Here is a 19,111-nt window from a genome sequence, read left to right on the forward strand (position 1 = left end):
GGCGTGTACGAGGGCAAGTGTGCCGAGCTGTGTGGCACCGACCATTCCCGGATGCTTTTCGTGGTGCACGTGGTCAACGACGCCGACTACCTGGCGCACGTGGCCCAGTTGCGCGCCAACGGTCAGTCCGGGGAGCTGGAACGCGGCGATCTGGGGACGGCCGCGGACCGTGCGCACGCGTACACCCTGCACGACCCCAACCCGGCGCCGGAAGCTGACGAGAACACCCCGGGGAGCAAGCAGTGACGATCACCGAAACCCGACGCGTCGCCGCTGCACCGGCCCCCCGCAAGAAGAGCATGGGGGCCGCGATTGTCGAGTGGATCACCACCACCGACCACAAGAAGATCGGCTACCTGTACCTGATCACCTCGTTCGTGTTCTTCCTGATCGCCGGCGTGATGGCGATGTTGATGCGCGCCGAGCTGGCCCGGCCGGGCACGCAGTTCCTGTCCAACGACCAGTACAACCAGCTGTTCACCATGCACGGCACGATCATGCTGTTGTTCTTCGCGACGCCGTTGTTCGTCGGCTTCACCAACGTGATCATGCCGCTGCAGATCGGCTCGCCGGACGTGGCCTTCCCGCGGCTGAACATGTTCAGCTACTGGCTGTTCCTGTTCGGTGGCTCGATCACCATGATCGGCTTCATCACCCCCGGGGGCGCCGCGGACTTCGGCTGGTTCGCCTACACCCCGCTTACCAACGCCGTGCACTCGCCGAACATCGGTTCCGATCTGTGGATCATGGGTCTCGCGCTGGCCGGCTTCGGCACCATCCTCGGTGGCGTCAACTTCGTCACCACCATCCTGTGCATGCGCGCGCCCGGCATGACGATGTTCCGGATGCCGATCTTCACCTGGAACGTGCTGATCACCTCGGTGCTGGTGCTGATCGCGTTCCCGGTGCTGGCCGGTGCACTGCTGTGCCTGGAGGCCGACCGCAAAGTCGGCACGCACGTGTTCGACGCGTCCAACGGCGGAGCCCTGCTCTGGCAACACTTGTTCTGGTTCTTCGGCCACCCCGAGGTGTACATCATCGCGTTGCCGTTCTTCGGGATCGTGACCGAGATCCTGCCGGTGTTCAGCCGCAAGCCGATCTTCGGCTACAAGGGCCTGGTCTTCGCGACGCTGTCCATCGGGGCGCTGTCGGTGACCGTGTGGGCGCACCACATGTACGTCACCGGTGGGGTGTTGCTGCCGTTCTTCGCGTTCATGACCTTCCTGATCGCGGTGCCCACTGGGGTGAAGTTCTTCAACTGGGTGGGCACGATCTGGCGCGGCGCGCTGACCTTCGACACCCCGATGCTGTGGTCGATCGGCTTCCTGGTCACCTTCCTGTTCGGTGGCCTGACCGGGGTCATCCTCGCGGTGCCGCCGATCGACTTCCAGGTCTCCGACTCCTACTTCGTGGTCGCGCACTTCCACTACGTGGTGTTCGGCACGGTCGTCTTCGCGATGTTCGCCGGGTTCTACTTCTGGTGGCCGAAGATGACCGGCAAGATGCTCGACGAGCGGCTGGGCAAGATCCACTTCTGGATGTTGTTCTTCGGCTTCCACACCACGTTCCTGGTGCAGCACTGGCTCGGCGCCGAGGGCATGGCCCGCCGGTACGCGGACTACCTGTCCTCGGACGGCTACACCACCCTGAACACGATCTCCACGATCGGTGCCTTCGTGCTCGGCGCCTCCACCTTGCCGTTCCTGCTCAACGTGATTCTCACCGCCAAGCGGGCGCCGACGGTCACCAGCGACGACCCGTGGGGCTGGGGCCGCTCCCTGGAGTGGGCCACCACCTGCCCGCCGCCCCGGCACAACTTCCTATCGATGCCGCGCATCCGCTCGGAGAGCCCGGCCTTCGACCTGCACCACCCGGAGTTGGCCAGCGCGCACGATGCGCCGCGCCGCTCCACCACCCTGCTCGACGAGATCTACGGCGAGCCGGATCTCGAGGGTCACGACCACAGCACCGAAGGGCACGAGCACCAGTGAAGGTCGAGGGCTACATCTTTACCGGCATCGGGATCTTCGTGATCCCGGTGATCCCCATCTACTGGCACTACTCGCAGGACCCGACCGGCACCGCGGCCCTGATCATGACCCTCGGCCTGTGTTCCCTGACCGCCTTCTACCTGCTGTTCACCGCGCACCGCATCGACCAGCGCCCGGAGGACGACCCAACGGCCCTGATCGAGGACGCGGCGGGGGAGTTGGGCTTTTACAGTCCCTACTCCTGGTGGCCGCTGGCGATGGGGTTGAGCGCCGCCATGGGATTCCTGGGGGTGTGCATCGGCTGGTGGATGTTCATTCTCGCTGTCCCGTTCTTCGCGGTGTCCACCTACGGACTGGTGTTCGAGTACTACCGTGGCGAGCACGCTCACTGACAGAGCAATCATTGCGACCCCGCAGCGGGGTAGCTTGACGTAACGTCGCCTAGAATTGCCCCGATTTGTCGGGGAGGGTCGGCGACGGAGGCTTTGTACATGCACGGGCGCAGCAAGCGGCAACGGGTGGTTCGAGCGGGCACCGGGGCCGCTGCCGCCGTGTTGTTGTTGGCTGCCTGCGGATCCGGCGGCGGCGCCGCGATCACTGCCGGAGCGGCCCCGCCGCCGGTGCCCGCCAACGTCAAGCTGACTGTCAGCCCGGCACCCGGCGCACAGAACGTGCTGACCGACACCCAGCCCGCGCTGTCCGTGGCCGGGGGCACCTTTGACCAGGTCAGCCTGAGCGACGCCAAGGGGCGGACCGTGTCCGGCGCGCTGGCCGCCAGTCGTAGCGCCTGGCGGGCCTCCGGGCCGCTCACCCCCGGCCGCAGCTATTCGCTGGAGTCCACCGGTACGGACGCCGGAGGGCATCCGTTCCACAACACCACGACGTTCTCCACGGTGGACCCGGACCAGATTCTCAAGGCCTATGTGAGCCCGCTGGCCGGTATGACCGTCGGGGTCGGGCAGCCGATCGCGGTCAGCTTCTCCCACCCGGTGGCCGACCGCGTCGCGGTGGAGCGGCAGCTGGTGGTGGACACCACCCCGCAGGTGTACGGCGCCTGGCACTGGATGAGCGACGACGTGGTGCACTGGCGGCCGCAGACCTACTGGCCCGCGAACACCAAAGTGGTGCTGCACACCAACCTCAAGGACGTCGCGCTGGGCGATGGCCAGGTCGGCGACGCCGACCGCACCATCCCGTTCACCGTGGGCCGCGAGCAGATCAGCTACGTGGACGTGAAAACGCACAAGATGACCGTCTTCCGGGACGGCAAGCTCGTTCGCACCATCGCGGTGAGCACCGGCAAGCCGGGCTTCATCACCCGCGGTGGCAAGAAGGTCGTGCTCGGCCTGACCCGGGTCAAGGAGATGAAGGGCGAGTCGATCGGCATCTCCAAGACCGACCCCGACTACTTCGACCTCAAGGTGCAGTACGCGGTGCGGGTCACCTGGAGCGGTGAGTTCCTGCACGCCGCGCCGTGGCAGGGTCGCAACCACGGCCGGGCCAACGTCTCGCACGGCTGCGTGGGCATGGGCACCGCCGATGGCCGCTGGTTCTTCGATCACACGATCGTGGGCGACGTGGTCGACGTGAGCCACTCGAAGCGCAAGATGGAACTGCGCAACGGCTACGGCGACTGGAACATGTCCTGGGACAAGTGGCTGGCGGGCAGTGCGCTGCCGCAGCCGTCCATGGACGCCGGCTCCGCGGAGGTCGGTCAGACCACTACCGACGCGGTCCCGCAGCCGGGCCAGGGCACGCCGCTGTCCGATCACACCACCGGCCAGAAGCAGCCCTCCGCGGTCACCCGCGACTGAAAACCGTTGCGTCCGGCCAACCCGACGCAGGTGCGGGATGGCCGGACGCAACGGTGTTTGCTAGTGGTGGCCGTGCCCGCTGGTGAGTTCCTCATATTCCTCGGCCGTGGGCTTGGGCAGGTCGTCGGCGTACCAGAAGCGGGACATGCGCGCGCGCACCTTGCTCGTTCCGCGACCCGGTGCCGGGATGCCGTCCGCGTCCGTATCGGACCCGGCCTCCAACGGCGCCGGCGTGTTACGGACCATCAGCTTGTAGCGCAGCTCAGCCGAGATCGGTTCGTGCACCTCGATGAACTCGCCATTGGGCAGCCGCTTGATGATGCCGGTTTCCCGACCGTGCAGCACTCGGTTGAGGTCCTTGCGCTGCAAGCCCAGGCACGCCCGTTTGGTGACCATGAAGACCAGCGGCGGCACGATGATCAACGCCACTTGGGTGAAGCGGGTGATCAGGTTGATCTGGGTACGGAAGGAGTAGGCGATGATGTCGTTCCCGCCGTTGATGAACAGCAGCACGTAGAACGCCAGCGACATGGCACCCAGCGCGGTGCGCACCGGCGCGTCCCGCGGACGGTCCAGCAGGTGGTGTTCCCGCTTGTCACCGGTGACGAACGCCTCAATGAACGGATAGAGGGCCATCACGGTCATCATGATCCCCGGCACGATCACAGCGGGGACGAGGATGTTCCACGAGATCGTGTGACCCCACAGGTTGGTCTCCCAGTTCGGCATCGCACGCATCCCCCCCTCGAGGAACCCGATGTACCAGTCCGGTTGGGAACCGGCGGATATCTGATCGGGTACATAGGGGCCGTACAACCAGATCGGGTTGATCTGCGCGATGGCGGAGAGCACCGCGCACAGGCCGAACACGATGAAGAAGAACCCGCCGGCCTTGGCCATGTACACGGGCATCAACGGGAAGCCGACCACGTTGTCGTTGGTCCGCCCCGGGCCGGGGAACTGGGTGTGCTTCTGCACGACCACAAGCATCAGATGCACGGTGATCAACGCCAGCATGATGCCGGGCACCAGCAGCACGTGGAGGATGAACAACCGGGGGATGACCGCCTGGCCGGGGAAATCCCCGCCGAGCAAAAAGAAATTCAGATATGTACCGACCAACGGAACGGACCCGATCACGGCCATGAAGATCCGGAGCCCGGTGCCGGACAGCAGGTCGTCGGGCAGCGAGTAGCCGCAGAAACCCTCGAGCAGCGCCAGGGTCAGCAGACCGTTACCGATCAGCCAGTTCAGCTCACGCGGCTTGCGGAACGCACCGGTGAAGAAGATGCGCATCAGGTGGATGACGATGGCCGCGACGAAGATCAGTGCGGACCAGTGATGGATCTGACGCATCAACAGGCCGCCGCGCACGTCGAAGCTCAGATTCATCGTCGACTCGTAGGCCTGCGACATCTGCACGCCCTGCAGCGGCACGTACGAGCCGTGGTAGGGCACCTCGGTCATGCTGGGCCGGAAGAACAGGGTCAGGTACGTGCCGGACAGCAGCAAAATGATGAAGCTGTACAGCGCGATCTCGCCGAGCATGAACGACCAGTGCTCGGGGAACACCTTGCGCAGGTTCTTCTTGGCCCCGGCGTTGCTGCCGACGCGTTCGTCGAGATAGGTGGCGATGCCACCGCCAACCTTTGCTGCAGTGCTCATCCGCGCTCCCAAAAACTCGGACCGACGGGTTCGTCGAAGTCGCGCTCGGCCACCAGATAGCCCTCGGCGTTCACTGCGATGGCCAACTGCGGCAGATTGCGGGCGGCCGGGCCGAAGATCACCTTGCCGCCGCGGGACAGGTCGAAGGTCGACTGGTGGCACGGGCACAGCATGTGGTGCGTGGACTGCTCGTACAGACCGAGCGGGCAGCCCGCGTGCGGGCAGATCTTGGAGAACGCCATGATGCCCTGGTAGCTCTTGGCCAGCTGGCCCGGGCTGGCCACGTCCTCGGGCTTGATGCGGATCAACATGATCGAGGCCTTCGCCAGTTCCTCCAGCTCCACGGTGCCGCTGGGCTTGGCCGAGACCAGCGACCCGACCTGCAAGTCCGCCGGCTTGATCCGGGCACCGCCGTTGGCGTGCACGAGCTCGCGCCGGTTCGGGTCCTGCCACAACGTCTCGCGCAGCCGCTTGTGCGGCAGCGGACCGAGGTCGCGCAGCGGCACCAGCAGGGTGATCGGGAATGCGGCCATGGCACCGGCCAACGACATCCAGATCATCTTGCGGCGCGGCAGCGCCGAATCCGCGGCACCGGCCTTGGCCATCTCCAGCACGTCGGCGGTGTCCCGGGCGCTGGACTTCATCGGGTGCCGGTAGTCGACGATCTCCTCGGAGTTCATCAACTTGCGGGCCCAGTGGATGGCTCCGACGCCGATACACAGCAGCGCGCCGCCCAGCGTCAGGCCCAGCCCGAAGTTCAGTGCATTGACCCGGCCCAGCGTCTGCACCCGGATGGCCTTGTCCTTGTCGATGCCCACGTAGCAGGCGACGAAGCCGATGGTGCACAACGTGCTGAGGGTGAACAGCGCGGACACCTGGCGCTCGGCCCGCTTCGCGGCCCGCTCGTCGACGTCGGTGCGCCGCGGGAGGTGGTGCGGCAGGCCGGGATCGGCGAACGGGTCAGCGATGGGTAGCGCCAGCTCGTGCGATGCCCCGTTGGGGTGCGCGGCGTCGGAGTGCGGGCCGCGGCCGTCGTCGTTGTGGTTGTCGCTCACCGGCGCGCCTCCCGGCCACCCGTGCGCCGAGCTCCCCGGCTTGCACTGTGCTCGATGATTCGGTCGCTGCGCTCGCTCATTTTGCCTTCGCCCCCAACCAGACGGCGGCGGAGATCAGCGCGCCGAGCACGATCGTCCAGAGCAGCAGACCCTCGGAAACCGGGCCGATCCGCCCCAACGCGTTGCCGCCCGGGTCGGGTTGGTCCTGCAGGTGTTGCAGATAGGTGACGACGTCCTTCTTCTGCTCCGGGGCGAGCACGCCGTCGTTGAACACCGGCATCGACTGCGGTCCGGTGAGCATGGCCTCGTACATGTGTTTGCCACTGCTCTTGCCCATCGCGACCGCGTACTTGCCGCGGGTCAGCGCAGCGCCGTGCCCGGCGAAGTTGTGGCAGGACGCGCAGTTGGTGCGGAAGATCTCGCCGCCCTCCTGCATGTCCCCGTCGGTCGAGTACTGGTCCTCGGTCGGGATGGCGGGCCCGTTGCCCAGCGAGGCCACGTAGGCGGCGATCGCCGAGGTTTCGTTCTGGTTGAACATGATCTTCTTGCGCGGGGCCTGGGCGCTGTGGCCCTGCAGCGGCATCCGGCCGGTGCCGACCTGGAAGTCCACCGCGGCGGCACCCACACCGATCAACGCCGGCCCGTCGCTGGAGCTCTCGGCGTGCAACCCGTGGCAGGTGGAGCAACTGGTCAGGAACAAGCTCTTGCCCTCCTCGAGCTGCGCCGAGGGCGATCCGGCCGCGGCCTGCGCGGACCCGGAGGGGGCGAACATCGAATAGATGCCGCCGACCGCGCCGAGGGCGAGCAGCAGCACGACGATGGCCGCAAGCGGGTGTCGTCGTCGGCTCGTGAGGCGTTTCACGTGGCTGAGATCCGTTCTTTTCGGTGCGGCTGGCGGGAACTACTGCAGGAGATAGATCGCGCCGAACAGGCCGATCCAGACCACATCGACAAAGTGCCAGTAGTACGACACGACGATCGCGCTGGTCGCCTGTTCGTGGGTGAACCGCCGTGCGGCGTAGGTCCTCCCCAGGACGAACAGGAACGCGATCAGACCGAGGCTGACGTGCAAGCCATGGAAACCGGTGGCCAGGAAGAAGATCGAGCCGTAGGCCGAGGAGGACATCGTGGTGCCCTCGTTGGTCAACTCGGTGTACTCGGTGGCCTGCCCGGCGACGAAGAACGCGCCCATCAGGAACGTGATGATGAACCACATCCGCAGCTTGTCCACGTCTCCGCGCTCGGCGGCGAACACGCCCGCCTGGCAGGTGAAGGAACTGGACACCAGCACGAAGGTGTTGACCGCGGCGAACGGCAGGTTCAGGTGAACGTCGGGCGGCGGCCAGTGGTGGATGCCACCGGACACCGAGCGGATCGTGAAGTAGATCGCGAACAGTGCCGCGAAGAACATCAGCTCCGAGGAAAGCCACACGATGGTGCCGACCGCAACCATGTTTGGCCGGTTGACCGCGCCGTGCGGTGTCGTGCTCTCAATGCTGCCTGCTGCGGTCGCCACGGGCGACATTATGGCGGTCCGCCCGGCGCACCTTGAGCCCGGGGCCATGCGTGTCTGCGGGTTAGTCTCGACCCGTGCTTTCCCTGCTGCTGCCGAGCCATTCCGGGCCCAACCTGCCCAGTGCTCCGCTGTCCGGCAGCCGCTGGGTGACCGCGTGGTCGTTCGCGCCGGTTCCGGTGCTGACGGTGGTGATCAGCGTCACCATTTATCTGTACGGCGTCCACCGGATGAGGGTCGCCGGCAACCGCTGGCCGCTGAATCGCACGTTCGCGTTCTGCTGGGGCATGGGGCTGATCCTGCTCGCGATCGCCTCGCCGTTGGACACCTACGACGAGGTGCTGCTGTCCGTCCACATGGTCCAGCACATGCTGCTGGCCATGGTGGCACCGATTTTCCTGGCGCTCGGTGCCCCGGTGACTTTGGCGCTGCGCACGCTGCCCGCGGGCGGGCGGCGGGTGCTGCTGTCGGTGGTGCACTCCCGGGTGGCGCAGGCGCTCACCTTCCCGGTGGTGGCCGGGGCGATCTTCATCGCCAACCCCTTCGCCCTGTACTTCAGTGGGTACTACGAGCAGACGCTGCGCCACCCCTGGCTGCACGACCTCAACCATCTGCACTTCGTGCTGGTGGGCCTGCTCTGGTACGTGCCGCTGCTGGGCATCGACCCGGTGCGGCGGCGGCCGGAGTACCCGTTCCGCGTTATCGCGGCCTTCATGACGTTGCCGTTCCACGCCTGGCTGGGCGTGGCGATCATGTCCATGAACACGTTGATTGCGGGGGACTGGTACACCGCACAACACCGCGCCTGGGGCGCCAGTCCGCTGTCCGATCAGCGCACCGCCGGTGGGATCCTGTGGACCAGCGGGGACCTGTTCGGGCTGATCGTGTTCGCCGTGTTGTTCGTGCAGTGGATGCACGCCAGCGAGCGCGAGGCCAAGCGGGTGGACCGGCAGCTGGATCGGCGCGACGCCGAGGAGGCCCGCCGCGCGGCGCTCAACGAGGCGCTGGCCCGGGCGGCAACCCGGGAGGCCGGGGCGTCGCCGGTAGCATTTCCCGACGCGTAATAGGACGAGGAGCACGCAGTGTCGGGTACCGAGACACCCGTCGAGACCACGATGAAGGTCCTGGTCTACAGCGACGACGTGAACACCCGCGCGGCTGTGCGCCTCGCGCTGGGACGCCGGCCCGCCCCCGAGCTGCCCCGGGTGGAGATCCTCGAGGTGGCCACCGAGCCCGCAGTGATTGCGGCGATGGACGCGGGCGGCATCGACGTCGCCGTGCTGGACGGCGAGGCGGTACCGGCCGGCGGTATGGGCGTGTGCCGCCAGTTGCACGACGAGATTTTTCGTTGCCCGCCGGTGTTGGTGCTGATCGGGCGCCCGCAGGACGGGTGGTTGGCCACCTGGTCGCGGGCGGAGGCCGTGGTGTCCCACCCGCTGGACCCGATCGCGGTGGCCGACGCGGTGGCCTCGCTCATGCGCCGCCGGTTGCTGCCGACGCAATGACGCGGACCTGGTCCGCGCTGATCGGGGCGTTGCTGCGGCGCGAGGACCTCGGTGCGGACGACACCGCGTGGGCGATGGACCAGATCATGGCCGGCGACGCCACCCCCGCGCAGATCGCCGGGTTCGCGGTGGCGTTGCGCGCCAAGGGAGAGACGGTCGAGGAATTCGAGGGTCTGGTGCGCACCATGCTGGCCCGCGCGGTGCCGATCTCGGTGCCCGGCCCGATCGTGGACATCGTCGGCACCGGCGGCGACCAGGCGCACACCGTCAACATCTCCACGATGGCCGCGATCGTGGTGGCCGCCACCGGCGTCCGGGTGGTCAAGCACGGCAACCGGGCGGCGTCCTCGCTGTGCGGAACCGCCGACGTGCTCGAGGAACTCGGCGTGGTGCTCGACCTGCCGCCGGATGCGGTGGCCGCGGTGGCCGTCGAGGCCGGCGTGACCTTCTGCTTCGCGCCGATGTTCCACCCGGCGCTGCGCCACGCCGCGGTGCCGCGCCGCGAGCTCGGGGTGCCCACGCTGTTCAACTTCCTCGGCCCGCTGGCGAATCCGGCCAAGCCCGGCTTCCAGGCCGTGGGCGTGGCCGACAAACGGATGGCCCCGATCATGGCCGGCGTACTGGCCGCCCGCGGCGTGCAGGCATTGGTGTTCCGCGGCGACGATGGGCTGGACGAACTGAGTACCGCCGCCACCTCCACGTACTGGGAGGTGCGTGGCAGCGACGTGGTCGAGGGCAGCCTGGATCCCGCGGCGCTGGGCGTGCCCGTCTCCGACCGGGACGCGTTGCGCGGCGGCGCCGCGGCGCACAACGCGGGCGTGGTGCGTGATCTGGTCAGTGGCAAACAAGGCCCGATCCGCGACACCGTGTTGCTCAACGCCGCCGCCGCGCTGGCGGTGCTGGACGACCGCGACGTCGACCTTCCGGGACGCATACGGGCCGGCCTGTCCACCGCTGCGGCCGCGGTGGACTCCGGTGCCGCCGCCGTGCTGCTGGACCGTTGGATCGCGGTCAGCCGGCGGCTGGCGGGCAAGGCCTGAGGGTGCTTTCAGCCGCCTCCTACCGTCGGCGGCCCTCAACCCTCCAGGCCGATGGCGAATGCCGCCTCCAGGTCGTGCCGGGAGTAGGTGCGGAAGGCGATGTGCGTCTCCGTGGACATCACGCCGGGGGTGCGATTGACCAGGCCGGGGATGACCTCGGCCAGGCGGTCGTGCTCACGCACCCGCACCATGGCCACCAGGTCGTGTTCGCCGGTGACCGAGTAGACCTCGCTGACTCCGTCCAGCTGGGCAATCGCCTCGCCGACCTCCGGTACCCGGCCGACGTCGCACTTGATCAGCACGATCGCAGTGATCACATCGGCCTCGCTTCGCGTCGTAGTGGTGGTCGTTCGCGTCTGTCGCCGATGTACAGCATGGTCAACAACAGGCCCACGGTGAATCCCACCACGTGCGCCATGTAGGCGACGTTGCCGTCACCCACCCCGGCGCCGTGCGCGTACACGGCCTGCAGCAGGAACCAGCTGCCCAGCACCATCCACGCGGGCAACGGCAGCGGCAGGAAGAACAGGAAGGGCACCAGCGCGACCACCTTGGCCCGCGGGTACAGCCACAGGTAAGAGCCGAGCACGCCCGCGATCGCCCCGGATGCGCCGATCAGCGGCGCGGTGGAACTCGGATCGGTGAACGCGAATCCGTAGGCGGCGACGTAGCCGCACAACAAGTAGAACAACAGGTAGCCGAGGCGGCCCATGCGGTCCTCGACGTTGTTGCCGAAGATGAACAGGAACAGCATGTTGCCCGCCAGGTGGGCGATGCCACCGTGCAGGAACATCGAGGTGAGTGCGGACAGCGCCGGGTTTTTGTGGAAACTGGGCGCCGGGCAGCGCACCGCCTTGTCACCCTCGTACACCCGAGTGCGGGTTAACGGCAGTGGCTGATTCTCCGTCAGTTCCTTGGGGATCGCGGCATAGTGCTGGATGAAGGCGTCCTGTTGGCACGCGGTGGCGGTGCCCTCCGGCAGCCCGTTGTTGCTGAGCGCGGCGCCGAAGAAGAACACGAAGAAATTCAGCAGAATCAGCGTCCAGGTGACCCACGGCAACCGACGACCCGGATTGAGGTCGTGAATAGGGATCACCACACCGGCATCATTGCCCGGGCGATCATCCGCTTACCCGGGGACTCTCCGGCTCACGGCTGATGCAAAGCCCGGGTGGTCCCATCCAGCCAGTCGCGCCAGCGACCCGCGCCGTGGATGGGGGAGCTCCAGGTGCCCTCCAGCGACACCAGCCGGGTGCCGGGCTGTTCGAGCCAGCGCAGGATGCACTCGGTCTCCTCGGCCAGGGCGGCCGGCAGCGGCCCGACGCCGGGCAGCACGGTGGCCGCGGTGACCAGGGCCGCGTCCACCTCGGCACGCACCGCGCGGGTGTTTTCGGCCACTGCCGCGGCCGCCAACCGGCCGTGGCGGACCACGCCGATCTCCCAGCCGCCGGCGGGCAGCGCCCGAGCGGCAACCAGTTCCGGGCAGCCGGTGAGCCCCTGCAGCCGTTGCAACCGCGCCGCGGCCCGGGTGAACGCGGCCAGCCGGTCGCGGTGGGTGGCGGCCTCCTCGTAGTGCCCCAGATCGGCCAGCCGCTGGATGCGGGCGTGCAGTCGGGCCACGATCTCGCGCGCGTCGCACTGCATGGCCGCGCGGGCCGCCGCCACGTGCGTGGCGTACTCGGCCACGGACTCACGGCCCTCGCACGGGGCGTTGCATCGCCCCATCTCGGCCAACGCGCAGGCCGGGGACTGTTTGCGCGGGGACAGCGGCGTCCGGCACTGGCGCAGCGGGAATGCCTCGTGCGCCGCGGTCATCGCCTGCTCGGCCTGCCGACTGGAGGAGAACGGGCCGAGGTAGGTGGCCGCGTCGCCGCGCACCTGACGCACCAGGGACAGCCGGGGAAAGGCTTCGTCGGTGAGCTTGAGCCAGACCGCACGCTCCGGGTAGCGAGAGCGGCGGTTGTACTTCGGCTTGTGCTCGGCGATCAGCCGCAGCTCCCGGACCTGCGCCTCCAGTCGGGTGGCGCACACGATCGGCACCACTCGTTCGGCAATCGCCACCATCTCGCCCATCCGAGCGCGCGATTCCGAGGCGGTGAAGTACGAGCGCACGCGGTCCCTGATGTTGGTCGAGGTGCCCACGTAGAGCACCTCGCCGCGCGCGTCCTCGAACCGGTACACGCCCGGCGCGGTGGGCAATCCCTCGGCCAGGTAACGCTTGCGGCGCTGCGCGGCGCGCACCCGGGAGGAGAACCTGGTGAGCTCCTCCAGCGACTGCACGCCGAGTGCACCGAGGCGTTCCAACAGTCCGTGCAGCACGTCAACGGTGGCCCGGGCGTCGTCCAGAGCGCGGTGGTTGGGCGTGGTCGCCGACCGAAACAGCCGGGCCAGCGTGGCCAGCTTGCAGTTCGGCGCCTCATCGCGGGTAACCACGTGCCGGGCCAACTTGACCGTGTCCACCACGGTGAACGCGGGCCACTCCCGCTCACCGCGCGCGCAGGCGGCCTTGAGGAATCCCACGTCGAACGGCGCGTTGTGCGCGACCAGCACGCTCCCCGCGGCGAACTCCAGGAAGGCGTCCAGCGCGGCATCGATCCGCGGGGCCCCGGCGACCATGGCGTCGGTGATACCGGTGAGCACGGAGATGAACGCCGGGATCGGCGTGCCCGGGTTGACCAACGTGCCGAACTCGCCGAGCCGCTCCCCGCCGCGCACCTTGACCGCGCCGATCTCGGTGATGCTGTCGGCGCCGCTGCTCCCGGTGGTCTCCAGGTCGACCACCACGAAGGTGACCTCGCGCAGCGGGACGCCGAGCTCGTCGAAGCTGATTTGGACGGCCGGGGGACCCGCCACGGGCGACGCCCACGTGACCCCGGCGCCGATCTTCATGCCCGGACGGTAGGGCGGGGTACCGACAACTTTCGGCTGCCGCGCGGCGCGGTGCCTCGACCCGGGGCCGGCGGGGCGATTGTGGCTCCAGTGGCACGGTTCGGGCGTTTTGTCGGTGGTCGGTCCTAGCGTTGCCGACGCAGCGAAACCGCGAGAGGGAGGCCCCGATGTTGATCGACTGCGACCGGTGCACGATGCGGGATATCGCCTGCGCCGACTGCGTGGTGACCGTGTTGCTCGGTCCGCCCGGTGCCGCGCGGCCGGGCTTCGATCCGGATGAGGAGGCCGCGTTGGGGGTGCTGGCCGATTCCGGTCTGGTTCCGCCGTTGCGGCTGACGCTGGTGGAATCGGAGACCGATTCTCGGGCGCGTCGTACTGCCTGACGCTGCGTAATCACTCAGAAACACTGTGTGGTAAGAAAAAGCGGCGAATAGGCTCCTCACGCAACAATCGGCGATTTCACCGAGCCAAGCCCCGGTCAAGGACACGGGAAATCGATTCGGTCTGAATTGAACGCCTCTCGGGTGCCGGCTAAGGTGGCGGAAGAGCGAGGGCGTTACAGCCGCTCCACCCCCGGTGCGGTCGCCGCTCACTCCCGCCGAGTTCGGACATCCGGGTGCCCCCACAGCACCCACTGTCGGAAGCCGGGGACCCACCTGTAGTTGGGGTGAGTCGGTACACCGTGACACCCGCGGTGAACCGTAGGGCGATCTTCCAGCCCGAACCCGTCAGCTAACCCGGTAGGCGGAGCAGGGAAGAGGAGTTGCCCCGCTCGTGGTCGTCCCCCGCCCGACCCGACGACACGCCCGCACCGCCGCCGTCCTCACCGGGACCCTGGCGCTGGGGTTGGTCGTTTCACCCGGCACCGGCAATGCCGCGCCGGGCCTCAATCTCGACCAAGCCGAACGGCAGGTCAACGCTCTCTACCACCAGGCCGAGCAGGCCACCGAGCGCTACGACGTCGCCCGCATCGCGATGCGTGACGCGGAGCGCGGGCTGGCCCAGGCGCAGCGCAAATCCGCCGCCCAGCAGACCACGGTCAGCGCGTTGCAGCGCACCGTGGGCGCCTTCGCCGCGGACGCCTACCGCAACGAGGGCATCGACCGCACCCTGCAACTGGTGTTCTCCGACGATCCTTCGGCCTTCATCGATCGGGCCGCCTCCTTGGACGCACTGTCCAGCCGGCAGGCCGACGCGCTGCGCAAGGTCGTCGAGGCCCGTCGCGAGCTCAAGGCCAGCCAGGTCGCCGCGGCCCAGCAGTTGACGGTGCTCGAGGCGCAGCGCAAGGCGCTGGCCACCGAGAAGAACAACATCCAGCAGGCATTGCGCGCCGCCCGCGCGGTGCTCAGCCGGCTGCAGGCCTCCGACCGGGCCAAGTTCGACCGCGCCTCGCGCGACGGCGACCCGCGGGACCTGCTCAAGGGCCTGCCGTTGCCGACCAGTGACCAGGCCGGCCGGGCCGTGAACTTCGCCGTGGCCCAACTCGGCGACCGCTACGTGTGGTCCGGCGACGGCCCGGACACCTGGGACTGCTCCGGGTTGACGATGGCCGCCTGGCGGGCGGCGGGCGTGTCGCTGCCGCACTCCTCGGCCGAGCAGTACGCGGAGGGCCACAAGATCTCCCGGGCCGACCTGCAGCCGGGCGACCTGGTGTTCTTCTACAGCCCGATCAGCCACGTCGGTCTCTACCTGGGCAACGGTCGCATGGTGCACGCACCGAACCCCAGCCGCCGGGTAGAAGTCACCTCGATCGACTCCATGCCCTACGCGGGGGCCGTGCGGCCGTAACGCCCGTCATGGGCGCGCTCTCCGGGCGCGATCTGCGGCTTTGTACCGGGAGGCGGACATACGATGCCCGGGATGTCTCCCGATGCGCGTCGGTCCAGGGCGCGCCGGCGTGCGCGACTTCTCGCGGCGACTCTGACCGCGATGGGTGCGATCGCGGTCGGCGCGGTGGTGGTGACCGCGCAGCAGCAGACCGGTCCCGGTACGCCGGGGCCCGGCGGCGGCATCGTGGACCAGGCCACCATCACCCGCGGGGACAACCGCCAGGACACCGTCGCGGCGATGCTGGCGCGTCGGTCCGACGCGCTGCGCAATGGGAACCGGTCGGCGTTCCTGGACACCGTGGACGACTCCGACCCGAGTTTCCGCTCGGCCCAGGCCACCTGGTTCGACAACCTGTCGGCGGTGCCGTTCTCGGCCTGGTCGCTGACCCTGGGTTCCCGCGCCACCACCGTGGTGCCGCAGGCCGCGCGTGACCTGGCGGATCGACTGGCGGCGGGCAGCTTTGCCGCGGAGATCGACAGCGCTTACCGCGTCGCCGGGTTTGACAATGCCGACCAGCGGTATGACCGCGTCTACGCGCTGACCCCGCGCGACGGTCGGTGGTATGTCAGCGGGACCTTCGACCCGGCGGATGCCTCGGCCCACCGGGAGCTCTGGGACGTTGGCAAGGTCCACGTGCTGTCCGCCGAGCACGGATTGATCCTCGGGCTGGATTCGTCCTCGTCCCTGCGCGCCTACGCCGACGCGGTGGACCGGGCAGTGCCCCGGGTGAACGCGGTGTGGGGGACCGGCTGGTCCCGTCAGGTGCTGGTGGAGGTGACCCGCACCGAGGACGAGATGTCCGCGATCCTGGGCGGCGCGCCCAGCGCCTACCGGCAGCTGGCCGCGGTCACCCGCGGTGAACTCGGCACCGACGAGGTCAGCTCCGCGGCCGAGCGGATCATCATTAATCCCAAGGCCTATCGGGAACTGTCCGACGTGGGCCGTCAGGTGATCATGGGCCACGAGATCACCCATGTCGCGGCGCGGCAGCGCACCCAGCCCTGGACGCCACGCTGGTTGGCCGAGGGCTTCGCGGATTACATCGGTTACCGGGACAGCGGCCTGTCCGTGCGGGTGATCGCGCAGGAGTTGGTCGGGGATGTGAACAGCGGGTACCTGCCGGACGCATTGCCCGTCGACGACGACTTCTCCGCCACCAACTCCGCTTTGGCGCAGAGCTATGAGATGTCCTGGCTGGCCTGCCGATTGATCGCCGAACGCTACGGTCCGGACACCCTGGTGGCCTTCTACCGTGCGGTGGGCAGCCCCGGCGGTGCCAGTGAGGTGAACAAGGCGTTCACCGACGTACTGGACACCACTCCGGCCGATTTCACCCGGCACTGGCGCGATTACGTCCGCAGCGAGCTGGACTGACGGTGCGTCAAGGCGCAAGCCGTGGGCCGGCGATTGCATTCGTGGTGCTGAGCGCGGCTCTCGCAGTGGTCGTCGTGCTCACCACCCCGTGGCAGGCGGTCGGGCGGCCACCCGGTGGACGGGCTCCGGTGGACGTGGCCGCCGACTTCGACGCGGCGTACCTGCACAAGGAGAACGTCTACCACCATCAGTTGTGGCCGGCGGTGCTCGGCGGGTTGGCGGCGACGCTGCTCGCCACGCTGCTGCTCGGGTTGACCCCGCTCGGTGCCCGACTGGTGCGCGCCGCGGCCCGGCCGCTACGCGGCGGTTGGTGGGCCAGGCTGATCACCGGCACCGTGGTGATCACCGCGCTGATCCGTGTCGCGAGCCTGCCCTTCGACGTCTGGCGCCAGCACCTGCAACGCAACGCGGGCATCGTGGTGCAGAGCTGGTCCGGTTTCCTCAGCGACGTCGCGGTCGGCTACGGCATCACCCTGGTCGCGGCGCTGATCGCCACATTGGTTTTCTTCGGCCTGGTGCACTGGGTGCGCCGCTGGTGGATACCCGGCCTGGCCATCGCGGCCCTGCTGGTGGTGGCCACCTCGTTCGTCTACCCGCTGGTGGTCGAGCCCGCGTTCAACAACTTCTCTCCGATGCCGGCCGGCGGGCTGCGTACGTCGCTGTTGCAGTTGGCCGCCGATGACCACGTTTCCGTGTCCGACGTGCTGATCGCGGATGAGTCCAAGCGATCCACGCGGCTCAACGCCTATGTCTCCGGCATCGGCTCCAGCCGCCGCATCGTGGTCTTCGACACCACGCTGAACAAGTTGCCGCCGGAGGAGATCCGGGCGATCATCGCTCACGAGTTGGGGCACGTGAAGCGCAATGACGTGCTGCACGGCACCGCCGAGGGCGCGTTGGCCGCGAGCGCCGCCGTGTGCCTGGTGTTCGTGCTGGTTTCCTCGCCGCGGCTGCGTCGACAGGCCGGGATTTCCGACGTGCGCGATCCCAGTTCGTTGGCGCTGTTGCTGGCCCTGGTGGCGTTGCTCGGCGCGCTGAGCACACCGGTGGAGTTGCTGGTGTCGCGCCGCATCGAGGCACGCGCTGACGCGCATTCGCTGACGCTGACTCACGATCCGGGCACACTGATTGCGATGCAGCGTCAGATCGCGGAGAACAACCTGGCCGACCTGGACCCTCCGTGGCCGGAGGTTTGGTTCTACGCCACGCACCCCACCGGGCCGCAGCGCATCGCGCAGGCGCGGACCTGGGCGAGACTGCACAACCTGCCGGTGCCCCCGCCCACCGTCGGCCACGGTGGCTGATGGGCCGCACGCTGGTGGTCACCAACGACTTCCCGCCGCGCACCGGAGGCATCCAGTCGTTCGTGGCGGGCCTGGTGGAACGGCTGCCCCCGGACCAGCTGGTGGTCTATGCCCCCGCCTGGACCGGTGCCGCGGCCTACGACGCGGCGGCGGACTACCCGGTGGTGCGTCATCCCGGCTCGTTGATGCTGCCGGTGTCCACGGTGGCCCGCCGGGCCCGGGAGCTGATCCGACAGCACCGCTGCGACTCGGTGCTGTTCGGCGCGGCCGCGCCGCTCGCCCTGCTGGCGCCGAGTCTGCGGGAGGTCGGGGTGCGTCGCGCGGTGGCCATCACGCACGGCCACGAGGCCGGCTGGGCGCTGTTGCCCGGCGGACGGGCCGGGCTGCGCCGGATCGGGGCCGGCCTGGACTCGCTGACCTACCTGGGCGACTACACCCGCCGGCTGATCGGCGACGCGCTGCGCCCGAGTGACCGAGCCAAGCTGGTCCGCCTGCATCCCGGGGTTGACGCCGAGCGGTTCCGCCCGGACGCCGGCGGGGCGGCCCGCCGCGCCGAGGCGGGGTTGGCCGGTCGTCCGGTGATCGTGTGCGTGTCCCGGCTGGTGCGCCGCAAGGGCCAGGACACGTTGGTGCGGGCATTGCCCGCGATCCAGAAACGGGTGGCGGGCACGGCGCTGCTCCTGGTCGGCGATGGTCCCGACCGCAGCTACCTGCACGAGTTGGCCCGCCGGGTCCGGGTGGTCGAGGACGTGGTGTTCGCGGGCGCCGTGGCGGAGACCGACCTACCCGGCTGGTACGGCGCCGGCGACGTGTTCGCGATGCCCTGTCGCACCCGGCGCCGTGGCCTGGACGTGGAGGGCCTGGGCATGGTCTACCTGGAGGCGTCCGCCTGTGGGCTGCCCGTGCTGGCCGGGGATTCCGGCGGCGCCCCGGATGCCGTGCTGGACGGCACCACCGGCCGGGTCATCGACGGGGAGTCCACCGGCGCCGCCTCGCACGTGTTGGCCATGATGCTGACCAACCGTCAGATGGCACGCCGGCTGGGCGATGCAGGTCGCGCCTGGACGCTGTCGGAGTGGGGCTGGGATCTGCAGGCGCAACGCCTCGCGGAGTTGTTGAACGGCTGAACGA

19 protein-coding genes and 1 riboswitch are annotated in these 19,111 nt (G+C 68.7%); of the genes, 12 read left to right on the forward strand and 7 right to left on the reverse strand.

Annotation, left to right across the window (positions count from 1 at the left end; genetic code table 11):
- The 4 genes from VGJ14_20730 to VGJ14_20745 all read left to right on the forward strand — a co-directional run.
- Positions 1-246 (forward strand): hypothetical protein (locus VGJ14_20730; GenBank protein HEY2834854.1); only part of this gene is annotated, 246 nt, incomplete at its 5' end.
- On the forward strand, positions 243-1,991 hold the full coding sequence (gene ctaD / locus VGJ14_20735) for a cytochrome c oxidase subunit I (GenBank protein HEY2834855.1): 1,749 nt from the start codon (positions 243-245) through the stop codon (positions 1,989-1,991). The genes VGJ14_20730 and ctaD, both read left to right, overlap by 4 nt.
- Complete coding sequence (locus tag VGJ14_20740) at positions 1,988-2,383, forward strand: cytochrome c oxidase subunit 4 (GenBank protein HEY2834856.1); 396 nt, start codon at positions 1,988-1,990, stop codon at positions 2,381-2,383. Before ctaD ends, VGJ14_20740 begins: the two co-directional genes overlap by 4 nt.
- A gap of 99 nt (positions 2,384-2,482) precedes the next feature.
- The gene (locus tag VGJ14_20745) at positions 2,483-3,805 is read left to right on the forward strand and encodes an Ig-like domain-containing protein (protein ID HEY2834857.1); all 1,323 of its coding nucleotides are present in this window, start codon (positions 2,483-2,485) and stop codon (positions 3,803-3,805) included.
- A 60-nt stretch (positions 3,806-3,865) separates the two neighbouring features.
- Here VGJ14_20745 and VGJ14_20750 read toward each other — a convergent pair whose 3' ends face one another.
- The 4 genes from VGJ14_20750 to VGJ14_20765 all read right to left on the reverse strand — a co-directional run bounded on the left by VGJ14_20750 (position 3,866) and on the right by VGJ14_20765 (position 8,041).
- Positions 3,866-5,470 carry a ubiquinol-cytochrome c reductase cytochrome b subunit gene (locus tag VGJ14_20750; GenBank protein HEY2834858.1) on the reverse strand — a complete coding sequence of 535 codons (1,605 nt, stop codon included), beginning with the start codon at positions 5,468-5,470 and terminating at the stop codon, positions 3,866-3,868.
- Positions 5,467-6,525 (reverse strand): Rieske 2Fe-2S domain-containing protein, encoded by a 1,059-nt coding sequence (locus VGJ14_20755; protein HEY2834859.1) that lies wholly within the window; start codon positions 6,523-6,525, stop codon positions 5,467-5,469. The genes VGJ14_20750 and VGJ14_20755 overlap by 4 nt, the downstream gene beginning before the upstream one ends.
- A gap of 76 nt (positions 6,526-6,601) precedes the next feature.
- Positions 6,602-7,387: a cytochrome c gene (locus tag VGJ14_20760; GenBank protein ID HEY2834860.1), complete on the reverse strand. Its 786-nt coding sequence runs from the start codon at positions 7,385-7,387 to the stop codon at positions 6,602-6,604.
- A 39-nt stretch (positions 7,388-7,426) separates the two neighbouring features.
- A complete protein-coding gene (locus VGJ14_20765) occupies positions 7,427-8,041 on the reverse strand; it encodes a heme-copper oxidase subunit III (protein HEY2834861.1) in 615 nt (204 codons plus the stop codon).
- A 74-nt stretch (positions 8,042-8,115) separates the two neighbouring features.
- Here VGJ14_20765 and VGJ14_20770 point away from each other — a divergent pair, with 74 nt between their 5' ends.
- Genes VGJ14_20770 through trpD form a run of 3 tightly spaced genes read left to right on the forward strand, consistent with a single transcriptional unit; the run spans position 8,116 to position 10,583 of the window.
- Positions 8,116-9,102: a cytochrome c oxidase assembly protein gene (locus VGJ14_20770; GenBank protein ID HEY2834862.1), complete on the forward strand. Its 987-nt coding sequence runs from the start codon at positions 8,116-8,118 to the stop codon at positions 9,100-9,102.
- A gap of 18 nt (positions 9,103-9,120) precedes the next feature.
- Positions 9,121-9,543 carry a hypothetical protein gene (locus tag VGJ14_20775; GenBank protein HEY2834863.1) on the forward strand — a complete coding sequence of 141 codons (423 nt, stop codon included), beginning with the start codon at positions 9,121-9,123 and terminating at the stop codon, positions 9,541-9,543.
- Complete coding sequence (gene trpD, locus VGJ14_20780) at positions 9,540-10,583, forward strand: anthranilate phosphoribosyltransferase (protein HEY2834864.1); 1,044 nt, start codon at positions 9,540-9,542, stop codon at positions 10,581-10,583. The genes VGJ14_20775 and trpD overlap by 4 nt, the downstream gene beginning before the upstream one ends.
- Before the next feature lie 35 nt (positions 10,584-10,618).
- Here trpD and VGJ14_20785 read toward each other — a convergent pair whose 3' ends face one another.
- The 3 genes from VGJ14_20785 to VGJ14_20795 are packed head-to-tail and all read right to left on the reverse strand — an operon-like array spanning position 10,619 to position 13,472.
- On the reverse strand, positions 10,619-10,900 hold the full coding sequence (locus VGJ14_20785; GenBank protein ID HEY2834865.1) for an Lrp/AsnC ligand binding domain-containing protein: 282 nt from the start codon (positions 10,898-10,900) through the stop codon (positions 10,619-10,621).
- Positions 10,897-11,682 carry a rhomboid family intramembrane serine protease gene (locus VGJ14_20790; GenBank protein ID HEY2834866.1) on the reverse strand — a complete coding sequence of 262 codons (786 nt, stop codon included), beginning with the start codon at positions 11,680-11,682 and terminating at the stop codon, positions 10,897-10,899. The genes VGJ14_20785 and VGJ14_20790 overlap by 4 nt, the downstream gene beginning before the upstream one ends.
- Positions 11,683-11,732: 50 nt before the next feature.
- Positions 11,733-13,472 (reverse strand): DEDD exonuclease domain-containing protein, encoded by a 1,740-nt coding sequence (locus VGJ14_20795; protein HEY2834867.1) that lies wholly within the window; start codon positions 13,470-13,472, stop codon positions 11,733-11,735.
- A 167-nt stretch (positions 13,473-13,639) separates the two neighbouring features.
- Between VGJ14_20795 and VGJ14_20800 the strand changes: the two genes are divergently transcribed.
- The 5 genes from VGJ14_20800 (at position 13,640) to VGJ14_20820 (ending at position 19,107) form a co-directional block, all read left to right on the forward strand.
- Positions 13,640-13,855, forward strand: a complete 216-nt coding sequence (locus VGJ14_20800; protein HEY2834868.1) for a hypothetical protein — start codon at positions 13,640-13,642, stop codon at positions 13,853-13,855.
- A 203-nt stretch (positions 13,856-14,058) separates the two neighbouring features.
- Positions 14,059-14,234, forward strand: a riboswitch (cyclic di-AMP (ydaO/yuaA leader).
- Between the two features lie 12 nt (positions 14,235-14,246).
- Positions 14,247-15,260 carry an NlpC/P60 family protein gene (locus VGJ14_20805; protein ID HEY2834869.1) on the forward strand — a complete coding sequence of 338 codons (1,014 nt, stop codon included), beginning with the start codon at positions 14,247-14,249 and terminating at the stop codon, positions 15,258-15,260.
- Between the two features lie 141 nt (positions 15,261-15,401).
- Positions 15,402-16,676 carry a hypothetical protein gene (locus VGJ14_20810; protein HEY2834870.1) on the forward strand — a complete coding sequence of 425 codons (1,275 nt, stop codon included), beginning with the start codon at positions 15,402-15,404 and terminating at the stop codon, positions 16,674-16,676.
- A 41-nt stretch (positions 16,677-16,717) separates the two neighbouring features.
- Entirely contained in the window at positions 16,718-17,980 is a 1,263-nt protein-coding gene (locus VGJ14_20815) for a M48 family metallopeptidase (GenBank protein ID HEY2834871.1), read from the forward strand.
- Positions 17,980-19,107, forward strand: coding sequence for a glycosyltransferase family 4 protein (locus VGJ14_20820; GenBank protein ID HEY2834872.1), 1,128 nt, complete (start codon positions 17,980-17,982; stop codon positions 19,105-19,107). Before VGJ14_20815 ends, VGJ14_20820 begins: the two co-directional genes overlap by 1 nt.
- The last annotated feature ends 4 nt before the right edge of the window (positions 19,108-19,111 follow it).

Source organism: Sporichthyaceae bacterium, from assembly GCA_036493475.1.
Taxonomy (GTDB): Bacteria; Actinomycetota; Actinomycetes; order Sporichthyales; family Sporichthyaceae; genus DASQPJ01.

What these genes read in the sequence shown, in the direction of transcription:
- VGJ14_20745 (HEY2834857.1), top strand. Translation starts at nt 2,483, where the DNA reads ATGCACGGGCGCAGCAAGCGGCAACGGGTGGTTCGAGCGGGCACCGGG.
- VGJ14_20750 (HEY2834858.1), bottom strand. Translation starts at nt 5,470, where the DNA reads ATGAGCACTGCAGCAAAGGTTGGCGGTGGCATCGCCACCTATCTCGAC.
- trpD (HEY2834864.1), top strand. Translation starts at nt 9,540, where the DNA reads ATGACGCGGACCTGGTCCGCGCTGATCGGGGCGTTGCTGCGGCGCGAG.
- VGJ14_20795 (HEY2834867.1), bottom strand. Translation starts at nt 13,472, where the DNA reads ATGAAGATCGGCGCCGGGGTCACGTGGGCGTCGCCCGTGGCGGGTCCC.
- VGJ14_20800 (HEY2834868.1), top strand. Translation starts at nt 13,640, where the DNA reads ATGTTGATCGACTGCGACCGGTGCACGATGCGGGATATCGCCTGCGCC.
- VGJ14_20810 (HEY2834870.1), top strand. Translation starts at nt 15,402, where the DNA reads ATGGGTGCGATCGCGGTCGGCGCGGTGGTGGTGACCGCGCAGCAGCAG.
- VGJ14_20820 (HEY2834872.1), top strand. Translation starts at nt 17,980, where the DNA reads ATGGGCCGCACGCTGGTGGTCACCAACGACTTCCCGCCGCGCACCGGA.